The 20,019-nt window shown below is 48.3% G+C and carries 17 protein-coding genes; 10 read left to right on the top strand and 7 right to left on the bottom strand.

Annotated features, from left to right (window positions below):
* Nucleotides 1-46 precede the first annotated feature (46 nt).
* Together GGR41_RS04475 and recR are read left to right on the top strand one after the other, a co-directional pair.
* Nucleotides 47-373, top strand: a complete 327-nt coding sequence (locus tag GGR41_RS04475; protein ID WP_167660852.1) for a YbaB/EbfC family nucleoid-associated protein — start codon at nucleotides 47-49, stop codon at nucleotides 371-373.
* Nucleotides 374-985, top strand: coding sequence for a recombination mediator RecR (recR, locus tag GGR41_RS04470; protein ID WP_167660851.1), 612 nt, complete (start codon nucleotides 374-376; stop codon nucleotides 983-985).
* 65 nt (nucleotides 986-1,050) lie between these two features.
* Here recR and tal read toward each other — a convergent pair whose 3' ends face one another.
* Nucleotides 1,051-2,022, bottom strand: coding sequence for a transaldolase (gene tal / locus GGR41_RS04465; RefSeq protein ID WP_167660850.1), 972 nt, complete (start codon nucleotides 2,020-2,022; stop codon nucleotides 1,051-1,053).
* A gap of 163 nt (nucleotides 2,023-2,185) precedes the next feature.
* Between tal and carA the strand changes: the two genes are divergently transcribed.
* Entirely contained in the window at nucleotides 2,186-3,349 is a 1,164-nt protein-coding gene (carA, locus tag GGR41_RS04460; RefSeq protein WP_167661249.1) for a glutamine-hydrolyzing carbamoyl-phosphate synthase small subunit, read from the top strand.
* 17 nt (nucleotides 3,350-3,366) lie between these two features.
* Nucleotides 3,367-6,600 carry a carbamoyl-phosphate synthase large subunit gene (gene carB, locus GGR41_RS04455; protein ID WP_167660849.1) on the top strand — a complete coding sequence of 1,078 codons (3,234 nt, stop codon included), beginning with the start codon at nucleotides 3,367-3,369 and terminating at the stop codon, nucleotides 6,598-6,600.
* Nucleotides 6,601-6,676: 76 nt separating this feature from the next.
* Here the strand turns inward: carB and GGR41_RS04450 are convergent, their stop codons facing one another.
* The 5 genes from GGR41_RS04450 to GGR41_RS04430 form a co-directional block, all read right to left on the bottom strand.
* Nucleotides 6,677-7,318: a histidine phosphatase family protein gene (locus tag GGR41_RS04450; protein WP_167660848.1), complete on the bottom strand. Its 642-nt coding sequence runs from the start codon at nucleotides 7,316-7,318 to the stop codon at nucleotides 6,677-6,679.
* Nucleotides 7,319-7,328: 10 nt separating this feature from the next.
* Nucleotides 7,329-8,231 carry a LysR family transcriptional regulator gene (locus GGR41_RS04445; protein ID WP_167660847.1) on the bottom strand — a complete coding sequence of 301 codons (903 nt, stop codon included), beginning with the start codon at nucleotides 8,229-8,231 and terminating at the stop codon, nucleotides 7,329-7,331.
* Nucleotides 8,232-8,233: 2 nt separating this feature from the next.
* Complete coding sequence (locus GGR41_RS04440) at nucleotides 8,234-9,331, bottom strand: ABC transporter ATP-binding protein (RefSeq protein WP_167660846.1); 1,098 nt, start codon at nucleotides 9,329-9,331, stop codon at nucleotides 8,234-8,236.
* 12 nt (nucleotides 9,332-9,343) lie between these two features.
* On the bottom strand, nucleotides 9,344-11,044 hold the full coding sequence (locus tag GGR41_RS04435; protein WP_167660845.1) for an ABC transporter permease: 1,701 nt from the start codon (nucleotides 11,042-11,044) through the stop codon (nucleotides 9,344-9,346).
* Between the two features lie 67 nt (nucleotides 11,045-11,111).
* A complete protein-coding gene (locus tag GGR41_RS04430; protein WP_167660844.1) occupies nucleotides 11,112-12,434 on the bottom strand; it encodes an ABC transporter substrate-binding protein in 1,323 nt (440 codons plus the stop codon).
* Between the two features lie 190 nt (nucleotides 12,435-12,624).
* Between GGR41_RS04430 and GGR41_RS04425 the strand changes: the two genes are divergently transcribed.
* Together GGR41_RS04425 and greA are read left to right on the top strand one after the other, a co-directional pair.
* Complete coding sequence (locus tag GGR41_RS04425; RefSeq protein ID WP_167660843.1) at nucleotides 12,625-13,950, top strand: solute carrier family 23 protein; 1,326 nt, start codon at nucleotides 12,625-12,627, stop codon at nucleotides 13,948-13,950.
* A 209-nt stretch (nucleotides 13,951-14,159) separates the two neighbouring features.
* Entirely contained in the window at nucleotides 14,160-14,636 is a 477-nt protein-coding gene (greA, locus tag GGR41_RS04420) for a transcription elongation factor GreA (RefSeq protein ID WP_167660842.1), read from the top strand.
* A 79-nt stretch (nucleotides 14,637-14,715) separates the two neighbouring features.
* Here greA and GGR41_RS04415 read toward each other — a convergent pair whose 3' ends face one another.
* Nucleotides 14,716-15,132, bottom strand: coding sequence for a YhbY family RNA-binding protein (locus GGR41_RS04415; protein WP_167660841.1), 417 nt, complete (start codon nucleotides 15,130-15,132; stop codon nucleotides 14,716-14,718).
* A 17-nt stretch (nucleotides 15,133-15,149) separates the two neighbouring features.
* Between GGR41_RS04415 and GGR41_RS04410 the strand changes: the two genes are divergently transcribed.
* The 4 genes from GGR41_RS04410 to glmM all read left to right on the top strand — a co-directional run bounded on the left by GGR41_RS04410 (nucleotide 15,150) and on the right by glmM (nucleotide 20,019).
* Nucleotides 15,150-15,794: an RlmE family RNA methyltransferase gene (locus GGR41_RS04410; RefSeq protein WP_077734714.1), complete on the top strand. Its 645-nt coding sequence runs from the start codon at nucleotides 15,150-15,152 to the stop codon at nucleotides 15,792-15,794.
* A gap of 93 nt (nucleotides 15,795-15,887) precedes the next feature.
* Nucleotides 15,888-17,825: an ATP-dependent zinc metalloprotease FtsH gene (gene ftsH, locus GGR41_RS04405; RefSeq protein WP_229711062.1), complete on the top strand. Its 1,938-nt coding sequence runs from the start codon at nucleotides 15,888-15,890 to the stop codon at nucleotides 17,823-17,825.
* A gap of 18 nt (nucleotides 17,826-17,843) precedes the next feature.
* On the top strand, nucleotides 17,844-18,686 hold the full coding sequence (gene folP / locus GGR41_RS04400; RefSeq protein WP_167660840.1) for a dihydropteroate synthase: 843 nt from the start codon (nucleotides 17,844-17,846) through the stop codon (nucleotides 18,684-18,686).
* Nucleotides 18,679-20,019 (top strand): phosphoglucosamine mutase, encoded by a 1,341-nt coding sequence (gene glmM, locus GGR41_RS04395; protein WP_167660839.1) that lies wholly within the window; start codon nucleotides 18,679-18,681, stop codon nucleotides 20,017-20,019. Before folP ends, glmM begins: the two co-directional genes overlap by 8 nt.

Here is a 20,019-nt window from a genome sequence, read left to right as displayed (position 1 = left end):
GGTGCGGTTTCTCGCATCGCATCCACTTTATTAGGACAGTTACATTATGATGAAAGGTCAAATTGCAGGCTTAATGCGTCAAGCCCAGCAAATGCAAGAAAACGTGAAAAAAGCTCAAGAGGAACTGGGCAATATTGAAGTCGAAGGGGCTGCTGGCGGTGGCTTGGTTAAAATCACCATGACCTGCCGCAACGATGTGCGTCGCGTCACTATTGATCCTTCTTTACTTGAAGACGATAAAGAAATGCTCGAAGATCTCGTGGCGGCTGCGTTTAACGATGCGCTGCGCAAAGCAGAAAGCACGTCTCAAGAAAAAATGTCAGCGCTTACAGCAGGGTTGCCGTTGCCTCCCGGCATGTCATTTCCTTTTTAAATGACCAACCCAGTTTTACCTGAGCCCGCGCCACTACGTGACTTGATTGACGCATTCAGACGCCTGCCTGGTGTGGGCGAGCGTACCGCACGCCGTATGGCCTACCACGTCTTGCAAAACGATGTGGTTGGGGCCCAAGCGCTTAGTCAGGCGTTAGACCATGCTGTCAGCACGCTTATGCATTGTCAACGTTGCAATGGTTTTTCTGAAACGGAAATTTGCCATACTTGTGCCAACCCACAACGCGACCACAGCCAATTATGCATTGTAGAAACGCCTGCTGATCAAAACATGATTGAAGCCAGTCACAGTTATCATGGCTTGTATTATGTGTTGATGGGGCGGCTTGCACCCCTCGAAGGGGTAGGCCCTAAAGATTTGCAGTTTCAACGTATTGCACAACGGGCTTCTGAGGCAGAGGTGCGCGAAGTCATTCTGGCTACGAATTACACCGCCGAAGGCGAAACCACGGCTCATCACTTAGCTGAGTATTTACGTATCCATGGGGTAACAATGACGCGTTTAGCACGCGGTGTCCCTGCCGGCAGCGAGCTGGAGTACGTAGATGCTAGCACCATAGCATGGGCGCTTATGGAGCGACGCAGCACCTAAAAAAGGTTGGCATCCATGCGCAACCCTTTTTAGGTTTGTTGAACTGGTGCATCAGTTAAAAGCAGCTAGGCAGCATTCAACTGGTGTTTGGTGTCTTGGATCAGTTGGTCTAAGGTGATGGCGTCGCGAATAAAGAGACGAATGCCTTCGGCTAGCTTTTCTGTGGCCATTGCATTGGCATTCAGATCCGTGCGGAAGGTTACCTCGTTATTGGCATGCCATTCGGGGGCATGGGCTTTAGCGTTTTCAATATCTAAGGCTTTTTCTACGGTGCCCTGCGTCGTCGCCAATTGATCCAATAGTGTTGGGCTAATCGTTAGTAAATCGCAACCAGCCAACGCTATGATTTGACCTATGTTTCTGAAGCTAGCGCCCATGATTTCCGTTTTTAAATCATAGGCTTTAAAGTAGTCATAAATTTGCTTGACTGACTGGACGCCGGGGTCATTGGCGTTAGCGTAGCGCGCTTCGTCCCAATCAGAACCCGCTGCTTTTTTATGCCAGTCGTAAATACGTCCTACAAAAGGCGAAATAAGGGTGACTTTAGCCTGAGCGCAGGCCACTGCCTGAGGCAAGCTAAATAAAAGCGTAAGATTGCAATGAATGCCTTCGCTTTCTAGTTGTTTGGCCGCCTGAATACCTTCCCAGGTTGCAGCTAGCTTAATCAATACGCGCTGACGATCGATGCCAGCGCGTTCATATTGCTGAATGATATGACGAGCGCGCTCGATACTGGCTTGGGTGTCAAAGGATAAGCGCGCATCAATTTCCGTAGAAACACGCCCAGGAACAATAGATAAAATTGCTGTACCAAACGCCACTAGCAACGCATCGTTAAGCTCGGATGCGTTGGCTTTAGGATTTTGTAAAAGGGTATCTTTTACTAAATGTTGATAGGCAGGCTGTTGCACTGCATTCAGGATTAGCGACGGGTTAGTGGTCGCATCGGTAGGACGAAAAGCCCGTATGGACTCAAAGTCTCCTGTGTCTGCTACTACAGTTGTGAACTGGCGTAGGGATTCAAGCAAGGTTGTCATAGATTTTGAACCAAAAAAGCAAAACAAGATGTACGGGTTAATGTAGACTACATTTATATTCTATGTGGCAATGTTGCTACTGAACGATATGTGCTTTATGCCTTAGTGTAGTCAGGGTATAATCGTTAAGTTTTATTTGTAAATTATGAACCGGGGTTTAAACGTGCTGCCGTCTCTTTTTCCTGACGAGTCCAATGCTAGCTCAAGTGCGATCCTAGCCCTTGCCGATGGGACCGTTTTTAAAGGTTATTCCATAGGCGCCGAGGGGTATGCTGTAGCCGAGATCGTATTTAATACGTCCATGACGGGCTACCAAGAAATTCTCACTGACCCTAGCTATAAAGGTCAAATCGTAACACTAACTTATCCACACATTGGAAATACTGGGGTAAATCCCGAGGACGCTGAGTCATCTGGTGTGCAGGCTTCTGGGTTAGTTGTTCGTGATTGCGCTTTACGCGTATCCAATTTTCGTTCCACTCAGTCGTTGCCAGACTATTTAGCTCAACAAGGCGTTGTGGCTATTGCGGGTATTGATACCCGAAAACTGACGCGAATTCTTCGCGAAAAAGGCGCTCAAAGCGCTTGTATTCTAGTCGGTGAAGATGTTGATCGGGCCATTGAACTGGCCCATTCTTTTGCCGGTCTAGAGGGGGTAGATTTAGTCAAAGAGGTTAGCCTACCCACAGCTAAAAACTGGACCCAAAGCTCTTGGCAGCTAGGTACTGGCTTTAGCGAAATCACTCCTGCTGCGGATGCACACCATGTGGTTGCGTATGATTTTGGTGTGAAAAATAACATCTTACGTTTGTTAGCCGATCGCGGCTGCAAAATCACCGTTGTTCCCGCTCAAACCCGTGCCGAAGACGTCCTAGCACTCAACCCAGATGGCGTGTTTTTATCAAATGGCCCAGGCGATCCCGCCGCATGCGATTACGCCATCGCCGCTACCCAGACCTTCCTCGAGCAAAAAATCCCTGTATTTGGTCTTTGTTTGGGGCATCAGCTCTTAGGGTTAGCCGCAGGCGCTAGCAGTGTCAAGATGAAAACAGGTCATCATGGTGCTAATCACCCAGTACAGCAGTTAGAAACAGGCCGTGTTTATATCACTAGCCAAAACCACGGTTTTGCTATTGATGCCAATACCCTACCTGAAAATGTACGTGTAACGCATGTGTCTTTATTTGATGGCACCTTACAAGGCTTAGCTTTCACGGATCGTCCTGCATTTGGTTTCCAGGGCCACCCTGAAGCCACCCCAGGCCCACGTGATATGACTGCTTTATTTGATCAATTCATTAGCCTTATTGCTAACAAACAGGCTTAATTGCCAGACTGAATATTATGCCTAAGCGTACAGATATAAAAAGTATTCTTATTATCGGAGCCGGTCCCATCATTATCGGACAGGCGTGCGAGTTTGACTATTCCGGAGCCCAAGCATGCAAGGCCTTAAAAGCCGAGGGTTACCGTACGATTTTAGTCAACAGCAACCCTGCTACCATCATGACCGACCCCGATACGGCCGATGTCACCTACATCGAGCCCATCACTTGGCAAGCCGTAGAGAAAATCATCGAGCGTGAACGTCCCGATGCCTTATTACCTACTATGGGTGGTCAAACAGCGTTGAACTGTGCTCTCGAGCTAGCGGCTCAAGGTGTACTGGAAAAGTACAACGTCGAAATGATTGGTGCCAATGCCGAAGCCATTGATAAAGCCGAAGACCGTCTGAAGTTTAAAGACGCAATGACCAAAATTGGTCTAGAGTCAGCCAAATCGGGTGTTGCCCACACCATGGATGAAGCCTGGGCGGTACAGCGTCAAATAGCCGAGGAAATTAACTCTTCTGGTTTCCCTGTCGTTATTCGCCCTAGCTTTACTTTAGGCGGCACCGGCGGTGGTATTGCTTACAACATGGAAGAGTTCGAGGAAATTTGCCGCCGTGGTCTCGAGGCATCTCCTACTAGCGAATTGCTTATCGAAGAGTCCTTACTCGGTTGGAAAGAGTACGAAATGGAAGTCGTACGCGATAGTGCAGATAACTGCATTATTGTCTGCTCCATTGAAAACTTAGACCCGATGGGTGTGCACACCGGCGACTCCATTACGGTAGCCCCTGCCCAAACCCTAACCGATCGTGAATATCAAATTATGCGTAATGCCTCAATTGCGGTGTTACGTGAAATTGGGGTTAGCACAGGGGGGTCTAACGTACAGTTTGCAGTGAATCCAGATAATGGTCGCATGATCGTCATCGAGATGAACCCACGTGTGTCGCGCTCTTCTGCATTGGCGTCCAAAGCCACCGGTTTCCCTATTGCAAAAATTGCTGCACGTTTAGCGGTTGGCTATACGCTAGATGAGCTACAAAATGAAATCACGGGTGGGGCTACACCGGCCTCATTCGAGCCATCCATCGACTACGTAGTCACCAAAATTCCTCGTTTCGCTTTCGAGAAATTCCCTCAAGCCAACTCACGCTTAACCACGCAGATGAAATCAGTGGGTGAAGTCATGGCTATGGGTCGTACCTTCCAAGAGTCCTTCCAAAAAGCCCTGCGTGGTCTAGAGGTTGGCGTCGATGGTCTCAATCAAATGACCACCGACCGTGAAAAGTTACAGATCGAGCTGGGCGAGCCTGGTCCTGAGCGTATTTGGTATGTAGGGGATGCCTTTGCCCAAGGCATGAGCCTCGATGATGTCCATCAAATCACCAAAATCGACCCGTGGTTTTTGGCTCAAATCGAGGAAATCGTCAAGATCGAATTGGCGCTAGAGCAAAAAACGCTAGCCGACTTAGACCGTGATACCTTATTTGGTCTAAAACGTCGTGGTTTTTCCGATCGCCGCTTGGCGTTCTTGTTAGATACCGTCGAGTCCGAAGTACGCAAGTTGCGTCATCAACTCAATGTACGTCCGGTCTACAAGCGCGTTGATACCTGTGCAGCCGAATTCTCTACAGATACGGCCTATATGTACTCGACTTACGAGGAAGAGTGCGAAGCCCAGCCCACTGACCGCAAAAAAATTATTGTATTGGGTGGTGGCCCTAACCGTATCGGCCAAGGGATTGAGTTCGATTACTGTTGTGTGCATGCGGCAATGGCATTACGCGATGATGGGTTTGAAACCATTATGGTGAACTGCAACCCAGAAACCGTTTCTACCGACTACGACACCTCTGACCGTTTGTATTTCGAGCCGCTTACCCTCGAGGACGTGCTTGAAATTGTGCATGTAGAAAAGCCGGTTGGCATGATTGTGCAATACGGTGGCCAAACTCCACTGAAACTAGCTCGTGCGCTCGAGGCAAACGGTGTACCTATTATTGGTACCAGCCCCGAGTCCATTGATGTGGCCGAAGACCGAGAGCGTTTCCAAAAACTTCTCAACAAATTAGGTTTACGTCAGCCACCAAACCGCACTGCGCGTACCGAAGGCGAGGCGTTAGCTTTGGCCTCTGAAATTGGCTATCCATTGGTAGTTCGACCTAGCTATGTGCTAGGTGGTCGCGCAATGGAAATCGTCCACGAGCAAGCCGACCTCGAACGCTATATGCGCGAAGCCGTTAAAGTCAGTAACGATTCCCCAGTGTTGTTGGATCACTTCCTCAACAACGCTACCGAAGTCGATGTGGATTGTATTTCAGACGGTACCGATGTGTTTGTCGGTGGTGTAATGGAGCATATTGAACAAGCTGGGGTTCACTCAGGTGACTCGGCTTGCAGTTTGCCTCCTTACTCCTTAACCACAGAGGTCGTAGAGGAAATTCGTCGTCAAACGGCACTCATGGCTAAGGCCTTGAATGTAAAAGGCTTAATGAATGTTCAGTTTGCCATCCAAGACGATGACGTTTACGTACTCGAGGTTAATCCACGTGCTTCTCGTACTGTGCCGTTTGTATCCAAAGCTACCGGCTTGCAAATGGCCAAATTGGCTGCGCGTGTTATGGCCGGTCAAAAAATTGCGGATCTCGACTTTTCTGCGCAAGCCAAAGAAGGCTTTTATGCCGTAAAAGAGGCGGTTTTCCCCTTTGTTAAATTCCCTGGTGTGGATACGATCTTAGGCCCAGAGATGAAATCCACCGGCGAGGTAATGGGTGTAGGTCGCAGCTTTGGTGAAGCCTTTGTTAAGTCACAAATGGCTGCTAGCGTTAACTTGCCTAAATCAGGCAACGCCTTTATCAGCGTGCGTGACAGCGACAAAGCTCAAGCGGTTGAAGTGGCGCGTGGCTTGATCGACTTAGGCTTTAATGTGGTTGCTACACGCGGTACAGCGGCCGCAATCCAAGCCGCTGGTTTAGCCGTAAAAGCCGTTAACAAAGTGACAGAAGGGCGTCCTCATATCGTGGATATGATCAAAAACGGTGAAATTTCGTTAGTGATCAATACCGTCGAAGAACGCCGCAATGCCATTACAGATTCACGTACTATTCGTACGCATGCATTGGCAGCTAACTTGGCTTACTACACGACTATAGCAGGGGCTCTAGCCGCCGTAGAAGGTCTACAGTACTTACGTCATGGCGAAGGCTTACGTGTGTATTCACTTCAAGACATGCACAGCGCTTCGTAAAACAAGCGACGGTACAGTCTAAAAAAGGCACACCCTTGGGTGTGCCTTTTTGTTGCCTATAGATCGCGTTAAAAGATTAAATTCCTACGTCATCTAAGGCGGTGTCCAAATGGGCATGTTGTGCCCATTGGATAGCTTGCCAGGGTGCGTGAGATGAAATTGCAAAGTGATTAACACTGGCATTTAAAATAGGGTGAGGGCGCTGACTGAGTAAGTCGACCTGATACAAGTGGCGCCAAACAATATCAATGACGCCACCGTGGGCAACCACCGCCAATTTCCTGCCCGCGTATTGGTCCGCTAGCTCGTGAAAGGCAGCAATAATACGATCATTAAATACGGTCAGGCTTTCCCCTTGGGGCACCTCTAAGGTGGGTTCGCGTAGATTGAGCTTAGGTTGAGCTTGGCCGTCGATAGCAATGAGTTTTTGCCAAAGCTCACCTTCGTAAATCCCGTAGTTCCGTTCGCGCAAGCTGCTGTATTGAGTAATCGCATTCGCGGGTAGTTCAAACGCAATTTGAGCTGTTTCCGCAGCACGACAGAGATCGCTGCTGATCACATGATCTACCCGTAACTGTTGGTGTTGAATATAGCGACGCACGGCTAGAGCCTGTTGCTTGCCCGTTGCGTTTAAGGGAATATCAATCCAGCCTTGTAGTCGTTGTTGGGCGTTCCAGTCGGTCTCACCATGACGAATAAGCCAAATTTCAGTTTTCATATCACTTATATTAAAAAGCAGTAAACGAGGGGTCTAATGCCCAGATTTCTGTTAGCATCGACACCAACGCAATAATTAAAGGCGTTTGTGAGGTTTCATTAGCGCTAATAAAACTTAAAATAGCATCGGCTTTGGTATGGCCCCAAATGGCGAAATGCTTTTTCTGTACGCCCTGAAGCGCAATTTCCTCACGAATCAGCGCGCAACCTGCACCGGCACGTACTAAGGCATCGAAATGGGCCGTGCTTTCGCTATGCATAATAATGCGAGGGCTTAGACCACGCCGCTCGAACAGCTCGCGCAGTAGTACATGAATATGACTACCTAATGGGCCATCTAGCCACGGCATTTGCGCGAGCTCTTGCCACCCGCCTAGAGTCAGCTGGGGATACAGAGTCAAGGGAACCGCAATTCTAAAGCTAACGCTACGTATGGGTAACCAGAAAATGTCTTGGGGTGGGTACGAACTAATTGCAAAAGCGGCTTGGAGCTGGCCAATTGATACCTGTTCTATAAGTGTATCAGTTGGCAAAACCACCGTCTGTAGCTCGATTAACGGTAAGCTTTCAGCTAGGCGATGAATGAGTTCGCCCAAGCGCAAAAAGTCTAAATGCTCGCTGGGTATCCCTAGACGTAACTGGCCACTTAGTTCGCCTTGTAAATCAGAAGCCGTAGAGCGGATTTGGGTAGCTAAGGCAAGCAGCTGCTCGGCCGTAGGTAACAGGTGTTCACCTGCTTTACTGACTGTCATTTTACGTGTAGAGCGCTCGAATAAAGCTAAGCCTAAGCTTTGCTCGAGGGCTTTAATTTGTGCTGTGACAGCCGGCTGTGTCAAACACAAAGCCTCCGCTGCCCGAGTCAAATTATTGAGTTTGGCAACGGTAACGAAGGCTTTGAGTTGATTGATTTCCATGCTTAAAGGGGGAGTAAACGCACTTGAGTTGGTTCAATGCCAATAGACACAGGCGCCCCGACGGTATGTTGAGGTAACCCTGAGTAGTGCGATTGGTCGGCGGTAATGACTTTTTCTCCGCATTGAATTTCATAGCGTGTAAATTCACCTAAAAACTCACTGCGGATCACATTGCCGGGTATCCAAATATAGCGCGCATCGTTGCCTTTGGTTGTGTTCCCGCTATCAAGCTGCACGGTATGAGGCCTAAAGCTAGCCGCTAATTGGGTCTGTTGAGGTACCGCATCATCGTCCAATATTGGAAGCTTTATGGTACCAATGCCATCAACTTGCAAGCTAATGGCGTTAGCGGTGCGTTCAATGACTTGCCCGTCAAGCATGTTCATGGTGCCTACAAAGTTTGCCACAAACCGATTACACGGATAATCGAATAAATTCGCCGGGGTACCGACTTGTTGTACTACGCCCTGATCCATAACGGCCATGCGATCAGCGGTCGTCATGGCCTCCTCTTGGTCGTGCGTCACAAAAATGGTGGTAATACCTAAACGGCGTTGCAACGAAAGCAGATCTTGGCGCATTTGCACCCGCAATTTTTGATCTAAGTTCGATAAGGGCTCGTCTAAGAGTAACACTTGGGGTTCAATCACGATCGTACGTGCGAGTGCCACACGCTGCTGTTGCCCACCTGAAAGCTCATTAGGTCGACGTTTAGAAAAGCTCTCTAAGCCGACCATTTCCAGCGCCGCTTGTACCTTTTTTTGAATTTCTGCTTTAGGGGTGCGACGTTCAACTAAACCAAACGCCACGTTATCCCACACCGTCATATGAGGCCACAGGGCATAGCTTTGAAACACCATGCCAATATTACGCTTATGCGGAGGCACATTGCTGATGTCTTTACCATCGACGAGAAGCTGACCGGAGTTGTGCTGATTAAAGCCAGCAATTAAGCGCAACAAGGTTGATTTGCCTGAGCCGGAGGGGCCGAGCAAGGCAAAAAATTCGCCAGGTTCAATAACTAGATTGATGTCTTTAAGGACTTCATTGTTACCGTAGGCTAATCGGATATTACGGCATTCCACACTTACTTTTTTCATAATAAGCCTATGTTAATTCTGTTGACTGGGGCGTTGACGAGCTGACGTGCGCTCAACGACTAAATGCGAGGCATAGGTACCAATTGCGACAGCAATGACAGCCAATACACCTAGCGCTGCGCCTGGGCCACGCCCAGATGGACTTTGCATATAAAGGTAAATGCCATAACTCATTGGGGCATCGCTATCACGCGTGACCAGCATGATCGTAGCGGATAGCTCGACTGCTGCCGTCATAAAACTGGTGACAAACCCCGCCAAAATACCTCCAGCCATTAAAGGAATTACCACGCGACGAATCGTACTGAATTTGTTGGCACCTACCGAGGCAGCGGCCTCTTCTAAGCTGATGGAAACTTGTTGCAAGGCCGCCATGCACGAACGCAGCGCGTAAGGTAATCGACGTACCGAGTAGGCCAACATAATAATGACCCACGTCGAAGTAATACCAACACCCAAGCCTGGGATTTCCACATCACGGAAGGTACGTAATAATCCAATTGCCAATACTAAGCCCGGTACTGCCAGGGCGGCGGAGGCAATCCAATCCAGAGTTTGGCGCGCAGGCAGTTTAGTGCGCAAAATGATGTAGGCAATGGCAGTACCCAAAATCACATCAATGAAGGCGGCCAGACCACCGTAGAGCAAGGTATTGGCAATCATACCCTGAGAGTCTTGGAATACTGAGGCGTAATGAGCCATGGTGTAGCCGTCTGGTAGAGGGGCAAAACTCCAGACGGTAGCCAATGATAAGAGCAACACACCAATGTGGGGTGACAACACTAAGAGCAAAATAAAACCAATCCATGTGTACGCCATAATGGATTGACCACGACTAAGCGTACGTTGCTGTAAGGAGTTCCCTCCCTTCTGCAGGGTGGAGTAATCGCGTCCTTTCAAAGCGCGGGCAGATAGCCACAAAGCGAGTATAGAAAAAGCGATCATAATCACGCTGATCACATAACCCAGAGGGTCATCTATACCTACTTGCGTAATACGCAAATAGGCTTGGGGAGCCAACATATTGGTGATACCCAAAACTAAAGGGGTGCCTAGGTCATCAAATACCTTAACAAATACCAGCGATGCGCCCGCTACATAGCCAGGTAAGGCTAGCGGGAAAATAACGCGTCTAAATAAACGCCAGCCTTTGGCACCTAGGTTGACTGCCGCCTCTTCCATGGCACCGTCAATGTTTCTTAAGGCCACCGTCAGGTTCATCAAAATAAAGGGGAAGTAATGAATGGCTTCAACAAAAATAATCCCGTTGAGCCCGTCCATTAACGGCAACGTAATACCAAACCAATCATCTAAGAGCAGGTTAACTGAACCAGAGCGGCCGAAAATTAGCTGCATGGCCACCGCACCCACAAAAGGCGGCATGATAAGAGGCAAAATACCCAACGTTTGGATAATCAGTGCGCCTCTAAATCTAAATCGGATCGTGAAATAAGCCAACGGAACGGCAATCAGCGACGCAAAAAAAGTGGCTGCGACGGCAACGTATAAACTGTTTTTAAATGATTCTGTTAACAGCGATTGATGCAAAAAAGCTGAAAAGTGGCCAAGTGTGAAGTGACCATCTGCGTTAACAAAAGCAGTGAAAAACACGTTCCCAATAGGAATCACAAGAAACAGTACGAGAAAAGCCAGTACCAAACCAGCGACTAATACCAGACCGATGGGAAATCGAGAAGAGAAAGAATGAGCCATAAGAAGCCAAGAGTTTAGAGCAAAGAAAAACCATCCTCATGACGCCACGAGGATGGCTAAGACTACATTACAGTCGCATTGCCTCTTTAGCTAATGCTTCTGCCTTTTCATAGTTGGTTTTAGCGGCATTGTTCCATTCGCCCTGAAGTTTGGATAATTCTTGGTTCACTTTAGGGTCTTTTTTGTCTGCTTTGAATAACTCAACCAGCGCACTGTCTTTGACTTGATCTTCGTTAAGTACAGGTGTCCAAGCCAATTTTTTCGCTTCATCTAAACGTGTTTTTGCTTCAGCAGAAGGGGAGTCGCCGAGTTTTTTCTGGGCATCCCAAATCGCTTTAGTGGCGGCTTGCAGTTCTTTGTGGCGGAAAGTGATCGTTTGATCAAACAGAGACTGCACAATGAAATAACGGCTTTGTGATAGGTTCACATCGAAGTTAACCGTGCTGCGCTCTACAATTTTCATTGGGTCAGGATAGCCTTCAGGGATGCTGGTCATTTTGTCATAAGGCAAAACGGGCAAGCGTGAAATCTGTGGCATAAGCAAAATTTCTTGACCTTCGGGGCTTAAGGTGAACTCAATAAATTTTTTGGCTTCTTCGGGGTTAGCCGATTCGCTAATTAATGCAATATTAGCGGGTACGATAGCGGTTTCGTCGGGGTAAATGAACTCGACAGGAAAGTTAGAAAACTTGCTGGATAAGCCAAAGAAGTCAATCACAGGACCCGCGCCAAACTGACCGTTGTTCACACCATCTGGTACACCAAACGAGCGGTCTGTGATGGCAGCGCTATTGCCGGACATCAGTAATAAGGTATTCCATCCCTTATCCCACCCTTCGCCTTGCAAAATCGTTTCTACTGTCAGATGCATAGTGCCTGAGCGTGAGGGGGAAGTGACCCCCACGTTGTTATACCATTCGGGTTTTAATAAATCAGACCACGTTTTGGGCTCGTCCAGTTTTTTAGCCTTAATAAAGCGCGTATTGTACATAATGCCGTAACCCGCTAGCGCTTGACCTAAAAAGAAACCGTTAGGGTCATTGACAGGAAATGAGCCAATGGCGTTAGGTACTTCGGGGTTTGCAATGTCTTTGACGCTGCTTAATAGCTTGTCTTGAGAGAGCACCTCGAATGCATCGGGTGCACTAGCCCAAAACACATCAGGGCGACGGCCAGCAGGTGTTTCTTTAACAAAAGCAATGCCAGATACTGTGTTTTTATTGAGAATTTCAACCTTTATATCTGGATTCGCATTCTCAAATGCATTTTTGTAGGCTTGGGTTAAGTCTTTTGGAAATGACGTGATGACCGTAACGGTACCCGCTTGGGCTAAAGGCGCGAGCGCGCTCAGCGCAAACGCAGTCAGTAAATGCCGTGTTAGCTTTTTCATTTTTTGTCTCCTAAGTTTTTAGATGGTAATAAACCAGTTCTAGCCTAGGTAATACAAGGGAATCTGTCCAATAAAAATAAATGATGATAGCCATAAGTAGCAAAGAAACAGAATCCGTAGCCAAAGCTTGATTGCTGGCTCGTAGCGCCGTAAACTTGCGCCACTACCTCTTTTCTCTATACCACGAATTATGTCTGAAACCTACTTTCCTCGTTGGCGCAAAGTTCCCTCTGTTGCGCCGGATGCTGTAGTCCAACCCAACGAATATTTGCCTGCCCCACAATCCGTGGCCATGGCAGCACAACACGTGGTGGCCATGTTTGGTTCAACCATCTTGGCACCCTTATTGATGGGGTTTGACCCAAATTTGGCAATTTTGATGTCGGGCATCGGCACACTGATTTTCTTCTTGTTTGTTGGTGGGCGCGTACCCAGTTATTTGGGCTCGAGTTTTGCGTTTATTGGGGGAGTCATTGCAGTCACTGGCTATGCGGGCAGCGGAGCCAATGCCAACATTGGAGTGGCGTTAGGCGCCATTATTATGTGTGGCTTGGTCTATACCTTAATTGGCGCGGTGGTGTGGGTAGCAGACGCGCGCTCAGGTGGGGCTGCTCATGTCATCAATAAACTCATGCCCCCTGTGGTAACAGGCGCCATTGTGGCTGTTATTGGTTTAAATCTGGCCCCTATTGCTGCGAAAGGGGCCATGGGCTCAGGGACTTTCGATGCCTTAATGGCATTAATGACAGTATTGTGTGTGGGCGGGGTTGCAGTCTATAGCCGCGGTGTAGTGCAGCGTCTCTTGATTTTGGTTGGCCTAATTGTGGCCTGCTTACTTTATGCTGTTTTTACTAATGGCTTGGGCTATGGCACGCCGATTGACGTGTCAGGGGTAGCGCAGGCTGCTTGGTTTGGTATGCCTAGTTTTTCTGCGCCTGTTTTCGAGGTACAGGCCATGACAGTCATTGTGCCTGTGGCCATTATTTTAGTCGCCGAGAACTTAGGTCACGTCAAAGCCGTTTCAGCCATGACAGGACAAAATTTAGATAAATATTTGGGTCGTGCGTTTGTCGGTGATGGGGTTGCCACCATGTTATCAGGCTCCATGGGGGGAACGGGCGTAACAACGTATGCAGAAAACATTGGTGTCATGGCAGCTACGCGTATCTATTCTTCATTGGTCTTTGCGGTGGCTGCACTGATTGCTATTTTCTTAGGCTTTTCCCCCAAGTTTGGCGCCGTCATTCAAATGATCCCCGGCCCTGTGTTGGGCGGGATGTCGATTGTGGTTTTTGGCTTGATCAGTGTCGCGGGTGCGCGCATTTGGGTAGTGAACCAAGTCGATTTTAGCAAAAGCCAAAATTTATTGGTTGCTGCAGTGACGTTAATTCTTGGCGCGGGTAATTTCAGCCTAGAGTTAGGTATTATTCGTTTAGATGGAATTGGAACGGCAACGTTCGGTGCAATCCTAATGCATGCTTTGCTGTCTTTGCGTCAGCAGAAAGTCACGAATTAACGCCCGTACGGTGTTCTGGTACTTGCAATTTAATTAGCTTTTGCCGACAATATATCTAAAGCCCCAATTTATTGGGGCTTTATTTTCAAGTTAGTATGCATAGCCATTTATCTACCGGCTTTTATTCATCCCATACTTTCTTAACGTAAAAATTTCTCTTGCGCTCCTGTCATCTTGGGGGCGTTTTTCATTCTTAAATCAGGAAACATATGTCTGCAATTCCGTTGACAGCGCAGGGCGCTGAACGCTTAAAAGCCGAGATACATCGCCTAAAAACAGTAGAGCGTCCCGATGTAATTAATGCCATTGCAGAAGCTCGCGCACAGGGTGACCTTTCCGAGAATGCTGAATACGATGCAGCACGAGAGCGTCAAGCCTTTGTAGAAGGACGCATTCGCGAGCTAGAGGGCACTATCTCTAATGCACAAATTATCGACCCCGCGGCGCTGGATGTGGGCGATCGTGTAGTCTTTGGTGCTACCGTTACTCTAGAGGATCTCGATTCAGGAAATCAAGTGATCTATCAGATTGTGGGTGATGTGGAATCTGATATCCGAGAAAATCGTATTTCTGTTTCCAGTCCAGTGGCTCGTGCACTGATCGGCAAATCCGAAGGGGATGTAGTCGAGGTTCAAGCCCCAGCAGGAGTGCGCGAGTACGAAATTCTTAGCATTGAGTACCGCTAAACTTACTTTCACTATGCGTTAGGCATAAATAAAGCCCACCAGTGTGGGCTTTATTATTTGTGATACTTTATTGTGGTTTTTAACGCTGAACGCGCACTTTTTTGCCACCTTTGGTTTTTTTAAGGCCAGCAGCGGCCAATTTTTTAGGTGTGTAGGCTTCGTTAGCTTTACGCACAGCGCGTGATTCGGGCTCGGTACCGTGTAAAACATCAGGACGATCTGGGTTTTGACGGTAAACTGTTAAGATCTTTCCAACGTGATTGATCGGTTCGGTACCCAGTTCGTGGCATATTTGATCATAAATAGCCAAACGGGCTTCGCGGTCATCGCCAGCGACACGAATTTTTATTAATTGGTGTACGTTTAAATGGACAGCGATTTCTTTAAGCACGGCTTCTGTGAGACCGTTATCGCCGATAAGCACCACTGGGCGTAAAGCATGGGCTGCGGCACGTAATTGGTTACGTAGCTGAGTAGTAATAGTTAATGTAGGCATAATGAGATTGTACGGGAATGGGCAAGAAAAAAACCTCTAAAGCATGGGTGCATCAGCATATTAATGATCCCTATGTGAAAATGGCGCAGCAAAAGGGTTATAGAGCCCGTGCTGCTTTTAAATTATTAGAAATCATAGAAACCGAAAGACTGTTGCATCCGGGCAACGTTGTTGTGGATTTAGGGGCTGCACCAGGAAGCTGGTCGCAAGTCGCACGCGAACGTCTAACGCAAAATGGACAGATAAATGGCCGTATTATTGCTTTAGATATGTTGCCTATGGAGCCTATAGATGGCGTTGAGTTTATTTTAGGCGACTTTAGGGAAGATGAGGTGCTTGATCAATTAAAAAATCTTTTAGGTGATCAAAAAGTCGATCTTGTTATTTCAGATATGGCCCCCAATTTATCAGGTGTGGCCGCCGCCGATTCAGTTCGCATTCAACATGTATGTGAATTAGCTCTAGATTTTGCCCAACAGCATTTAACGCCAAACGGGGCACTCATAGTAAAAGCATTTCATGGCAGCGGTTTTTCACAAATAGTGAAGTCCTTCAAAGAACACTTCCGTCAGGTCAATACGCGCAAGCCTAAGTCGTCTAGAGATCGTTCAGCGGAAACCTTTCTAGTTGGGCGGCAATTAAAAAACACGTCAGTATGCTAAGACGCCTCATTATCAGGTAGAATGTGATAATTGGCTCTTGTACAGCTAACTGTCAGCTTAGCTCTACAAGTTTAAGCAATTAGGAGGTTGGTGTTGAACAACTCATTTTCCAAAGTCGCTGTTTGGATGGTTATTGCGCTTGTCCTGTTTACTGTATTTAAACAGTTCGACGGGCGTCCTACTACCACCGATGGCGTAACATATACCCAATTTATGGACGACGCGCGTGCTGGGCGCGTGTCTAAAGTCGATATCCAAGGCGATACGCTTTACGTAACGCCCGATTCCGGCCGTCCTTATTCTCTTACCTCTCCGGGCGATCTCTGGATGGTTCCAGAGCTTGTAAAGTCCGGCGTACAGGTTTCAGGTAAAGCGCGCGAAGAGCCGTCTTTCTTGACCAGTATCTTTATTTCCTGGTTCCCCATGCTGCTATTAATTGGGGTATGGATTTTCTTCATGCGTCAGATGCAGGGCGGGGGTAAAGGCGGTGCGTTCAGCTTTGGTAAATCACGGGCTCGTATGCTCGATGAAAACACAAACCCCATTACATTTTCAGATGTAGCAGGGTGTGACGAGGCCAAAGAAGACGTCCAAGAACTTGTCGATTTCTTACGTGACCCCACCCGTTTTCAACGCTTAGGTGGTCGTATTCCACGTGGCGTTTTAATGGTTGGGCCTCCCGGTACCGGTAAAACCTTACTGGCTCGTGCTATCGCTGGCGAGGCCAAAGTTCCTTTCTTCAGCATTTCTGGTTCAGATTTTGTGGAAATGTTCGTAGGGGTTGGGGCTGCTCGTGTGCGCGACATGTTTGAAAACGCAAAAAAACACGCGCCTTGTATTATTTTCATTGATGAAATTGATGCCGTAGGGCGTCAGCGTGGTGCCGGTTTAGGTGGCGGTAACGACGAACGCGAGCAAACCTTAAACCAGTTGCTTGTTGAAATGGATGGTTTTGAAAAAGGCCAAGGCGTTATTGTTATTGCCGCAACCAACCGTCCTGACGTACTAGACCCTGCCTTGTTGCGTCCTGGTCGTTTTGACCGTCAGGTGGTGGTATCGCTACCCGACATTCGTGGTCGTGAACAGATTTTAGGCGTGCATATGCGCAAGGTGCCTTTATCTAACAACGTTGATGCTCAAGTATTAGCCCGTGGCACCCCCGGTTTCTCTGGCGCCGACCTGGCTAACCTCGTAAATGAGGCCGCTTTGTTTGCCGCCCGACGCAATGCGCGTACGGTAGATATGCAAGACTTTGAAAGTGCAAAAGACAAGATCATCATGGGCGCTGAACGTCGTTCTATGATCATGCCCGAGGAAGAGCGTCGTAACACCGCTTACCACGAGTCTGGTCATGCCTTGGTGGCTCGTTTATTGCCTAAAACCGATCCGGTCCATAAAGTCACTATTATCCCACGTGGTCGTGCTTTAGGTGTCACCATGCAGTTGCCTGAAACAGACCGCTACAGCATGGATAAAGACCGTTTGCTCAATATGATTGCCGTGTTGTTTGGGGGGCGTATTGCCGAGGAAGTGTTCATGAATCAAATGACCACTGGGGCATCCAATGACTTTGAACGCGCCACTCAAATTGCACGCGACATCGTAACGCGTTACGGTATGACAGATTCTTTAGGCCCGGTGGTGTATGCCGAAAATGAAGGCGAGGTATTCCTAGGTCGCAGTATGGCTAAACCCACCAACATTTCCGAAGCCACCATGCAAAAGGTCGACCAAGAGGTCCGTGCGATCATAGATCAGCAATACAATGTGGCACGTCGCCTCATCGAAGACAACCGCGACAAGATGGAAGCCATGACTCAAGCTTTGCTCGAGTGGGAAACCATTGATGCTGAGCAAATTAATGACATTATGGAAGGTCGTGCACCGCGTCCACCTAAAGACTACTCGGATACCAAGTCAAATGGCTCTGATAAAACACCGCCTACTTCAGGGGTGAAAATCGACGATGCTACCGAGGTCAAAACAGACGACAAGCCTGCCGACGATAAACCAGCGACTACACCTATTTAACTTTCTTACTAGTATTCCATGAAAAAAACATGGCGATGCGGGCGCTTCGAATTCGGGTTCGAGCGCCCGTTATTGATGGGGATTGTCAATATCACACCGGATTCTTTTTCCGATGGCAATCAATACCTCCAAACCGAAACCGCAATTGCGCATGCCAAACAGCTTATTGCTGATGGGGCTGATATTCTTGATTTAGGGGCCGAGTCCACGCGTCCGGGGGCGCTACCTGTCGCATTAGACGAAGAACTACGTCGTTTACTGCCAGTGATTGAGGCCTTGCACGAGCTCAATGTGCCCTTATCCATTGATACCTTTAAACCCGAGGTGATGCGGGCTGTGCTCCGTGCAGGGGCTGACATGATCAACGACATAGCCGGTTTTCAAAATCCGGCCTCTATTGCCGCCGTGGCCGACTCAGACTGTGGCTTGTGTGTGATGCATATGCAAGGCGAGCCTCGTACGATGCAAGCCAACCCCCACTATCACGATGTTAAAGCAGAGGTGCGTCATTTTTTGCAACAGCGTGTGCAAGCATTATTGGCAGCGGGCGTGCAGCCCGAACGCATTATGTTGGATCCAGGCTTGGGCTTTGGTAAAACCGCAGCACATAATTACACCCTTTTACGTGACTTAGAGCAAATTCAGTTAGACTCCTATCCATGGTTAATTGGCCTGTCGCGTAAATCCATGATTGGGCACGTCGTAAACAAAGAACCCCAGCAACGAGTTGCTGGTAGTATTGCAGGAATGTTGGCAGCGGTGGCGCGTGGGGCGGCAGTAGTGCGCGTGCACGATGTTGCTGAGTCCGCCGATGCCCTTAAGGTTTGGCAGGCAGTAGAACAAGGAATAACAAATGAGTAATCGCAAGTATTTTGGAACAGACGGGATTCGCGGCGAGGTCGGTGGCAGCACCATTAATGCAGAGTTTGCACTTCGCTTGGGCTATGCGGCAGGGGTGGTATTAGCGCGGGCACACACGTCAACAAAACGTCCCAAAGTGGTAATTGGCAAAGACACACGTATTTCTGGCTATATGCTAGAGTCCGCCTTAGAGGCTGGTTTGTCTGCTGCGGGCGTCGATGTGTTGCTAGCGGGCCCGGTTCCTACACCAGCCGTGGCTTATTTAACCCGTACCTTGCGTCTAACAGCCGGCATTGTGATCAGTGCTTCACACAACCCCTATTACGATAATGGCATTAAGTTTTTCTCGGCACAGGGTATGAAACTTCCCGACGAGATCGAGCTTCAAATCGAGGAAGCCTTAGATCTGCCCATTAGTTGTGTGGCTTCAGATAAGCTTGGCCGTGCTCGTCGTCTCGAAGACTCCGCAGGTCGTTACATTGAGTTCTGCAAAAGCACTTTTCCTAATGAATTAGACTTATCGGGTTTAAAGCTGGTGGTTGATGCCGCCAATGGTGCCGCCTATCACATTGCTCCGCACGTATTTCGTGAACTGGGTGCAGAGGTTCATGCAATTGGGTGTGAGCCTGATGGGTTTAATATCAACGAAGGGGTGGGTGCGCTTTATACCGATCATTTGCTGCAAGTAGTGCGTGAGCGTGGGGCCGATATCGGCATTGCGCTAGACGGTGATGCAGACCGATTGCAAATGGTGGGTAGCGATGGTCGCTTATATAATGGCGATGAGCTACTTTACATGATCGTACGAGACCGTATGCTGACGCAAGAGGTCAAAGGGGTAGTCGGTACGCTCATGACTAACCTAGGCTTAGAAAATAAACTAAAAGAACTGGGTTTAGAGTTCATACGTGCCAACGTAGGCGATAGGTACGTCTTGGAAAAACTACTAGAGGAAGGCTGGTTGTACGGTGGCGAAAGCTCTGGTCACTTGTTATGTTTAGATTACCATACCACTGGTGATGGTATTATTGCAGCGCTGCAGATTTTGACGGCAATGCGTCACCACGGTAGTTTATTGCGTGAGTTGGTGGCTGACCTAAAAATGTATCCACAGAAAATGGTTAACGTAGAGTGGGAACAAGGGCGTGACTGGACTGAATGCCAAGAACTGGTTGATGTAAAACAGCAACTCGAGGCAGAACTCGGCCAAAAAGGACGCGTTCTTATTCGTCCATCCGGCACAGAGCCTAAGTTGCGGTTAATGGTCGAAGCCGAAGAGCTCAGTCAAGTAGAAGACGGCATCAAGCGTCTTTTAGCAGTGAAGCTAGCTTGA

The sequence above is a fragment of the Paenalcaligenes hominis genome (genome assembly GCF_011927625.1).
Lineage (GTDB): Bacteria > Pseudomonadota > Gammaproteobacteria > Burkholderiales > Burkholderiaceae_B > Paenalcaligenes > Paenalcaligenes hominis.
This window is presented reverse-complemented; position numbering and strand designations above follow the sequence as displayed.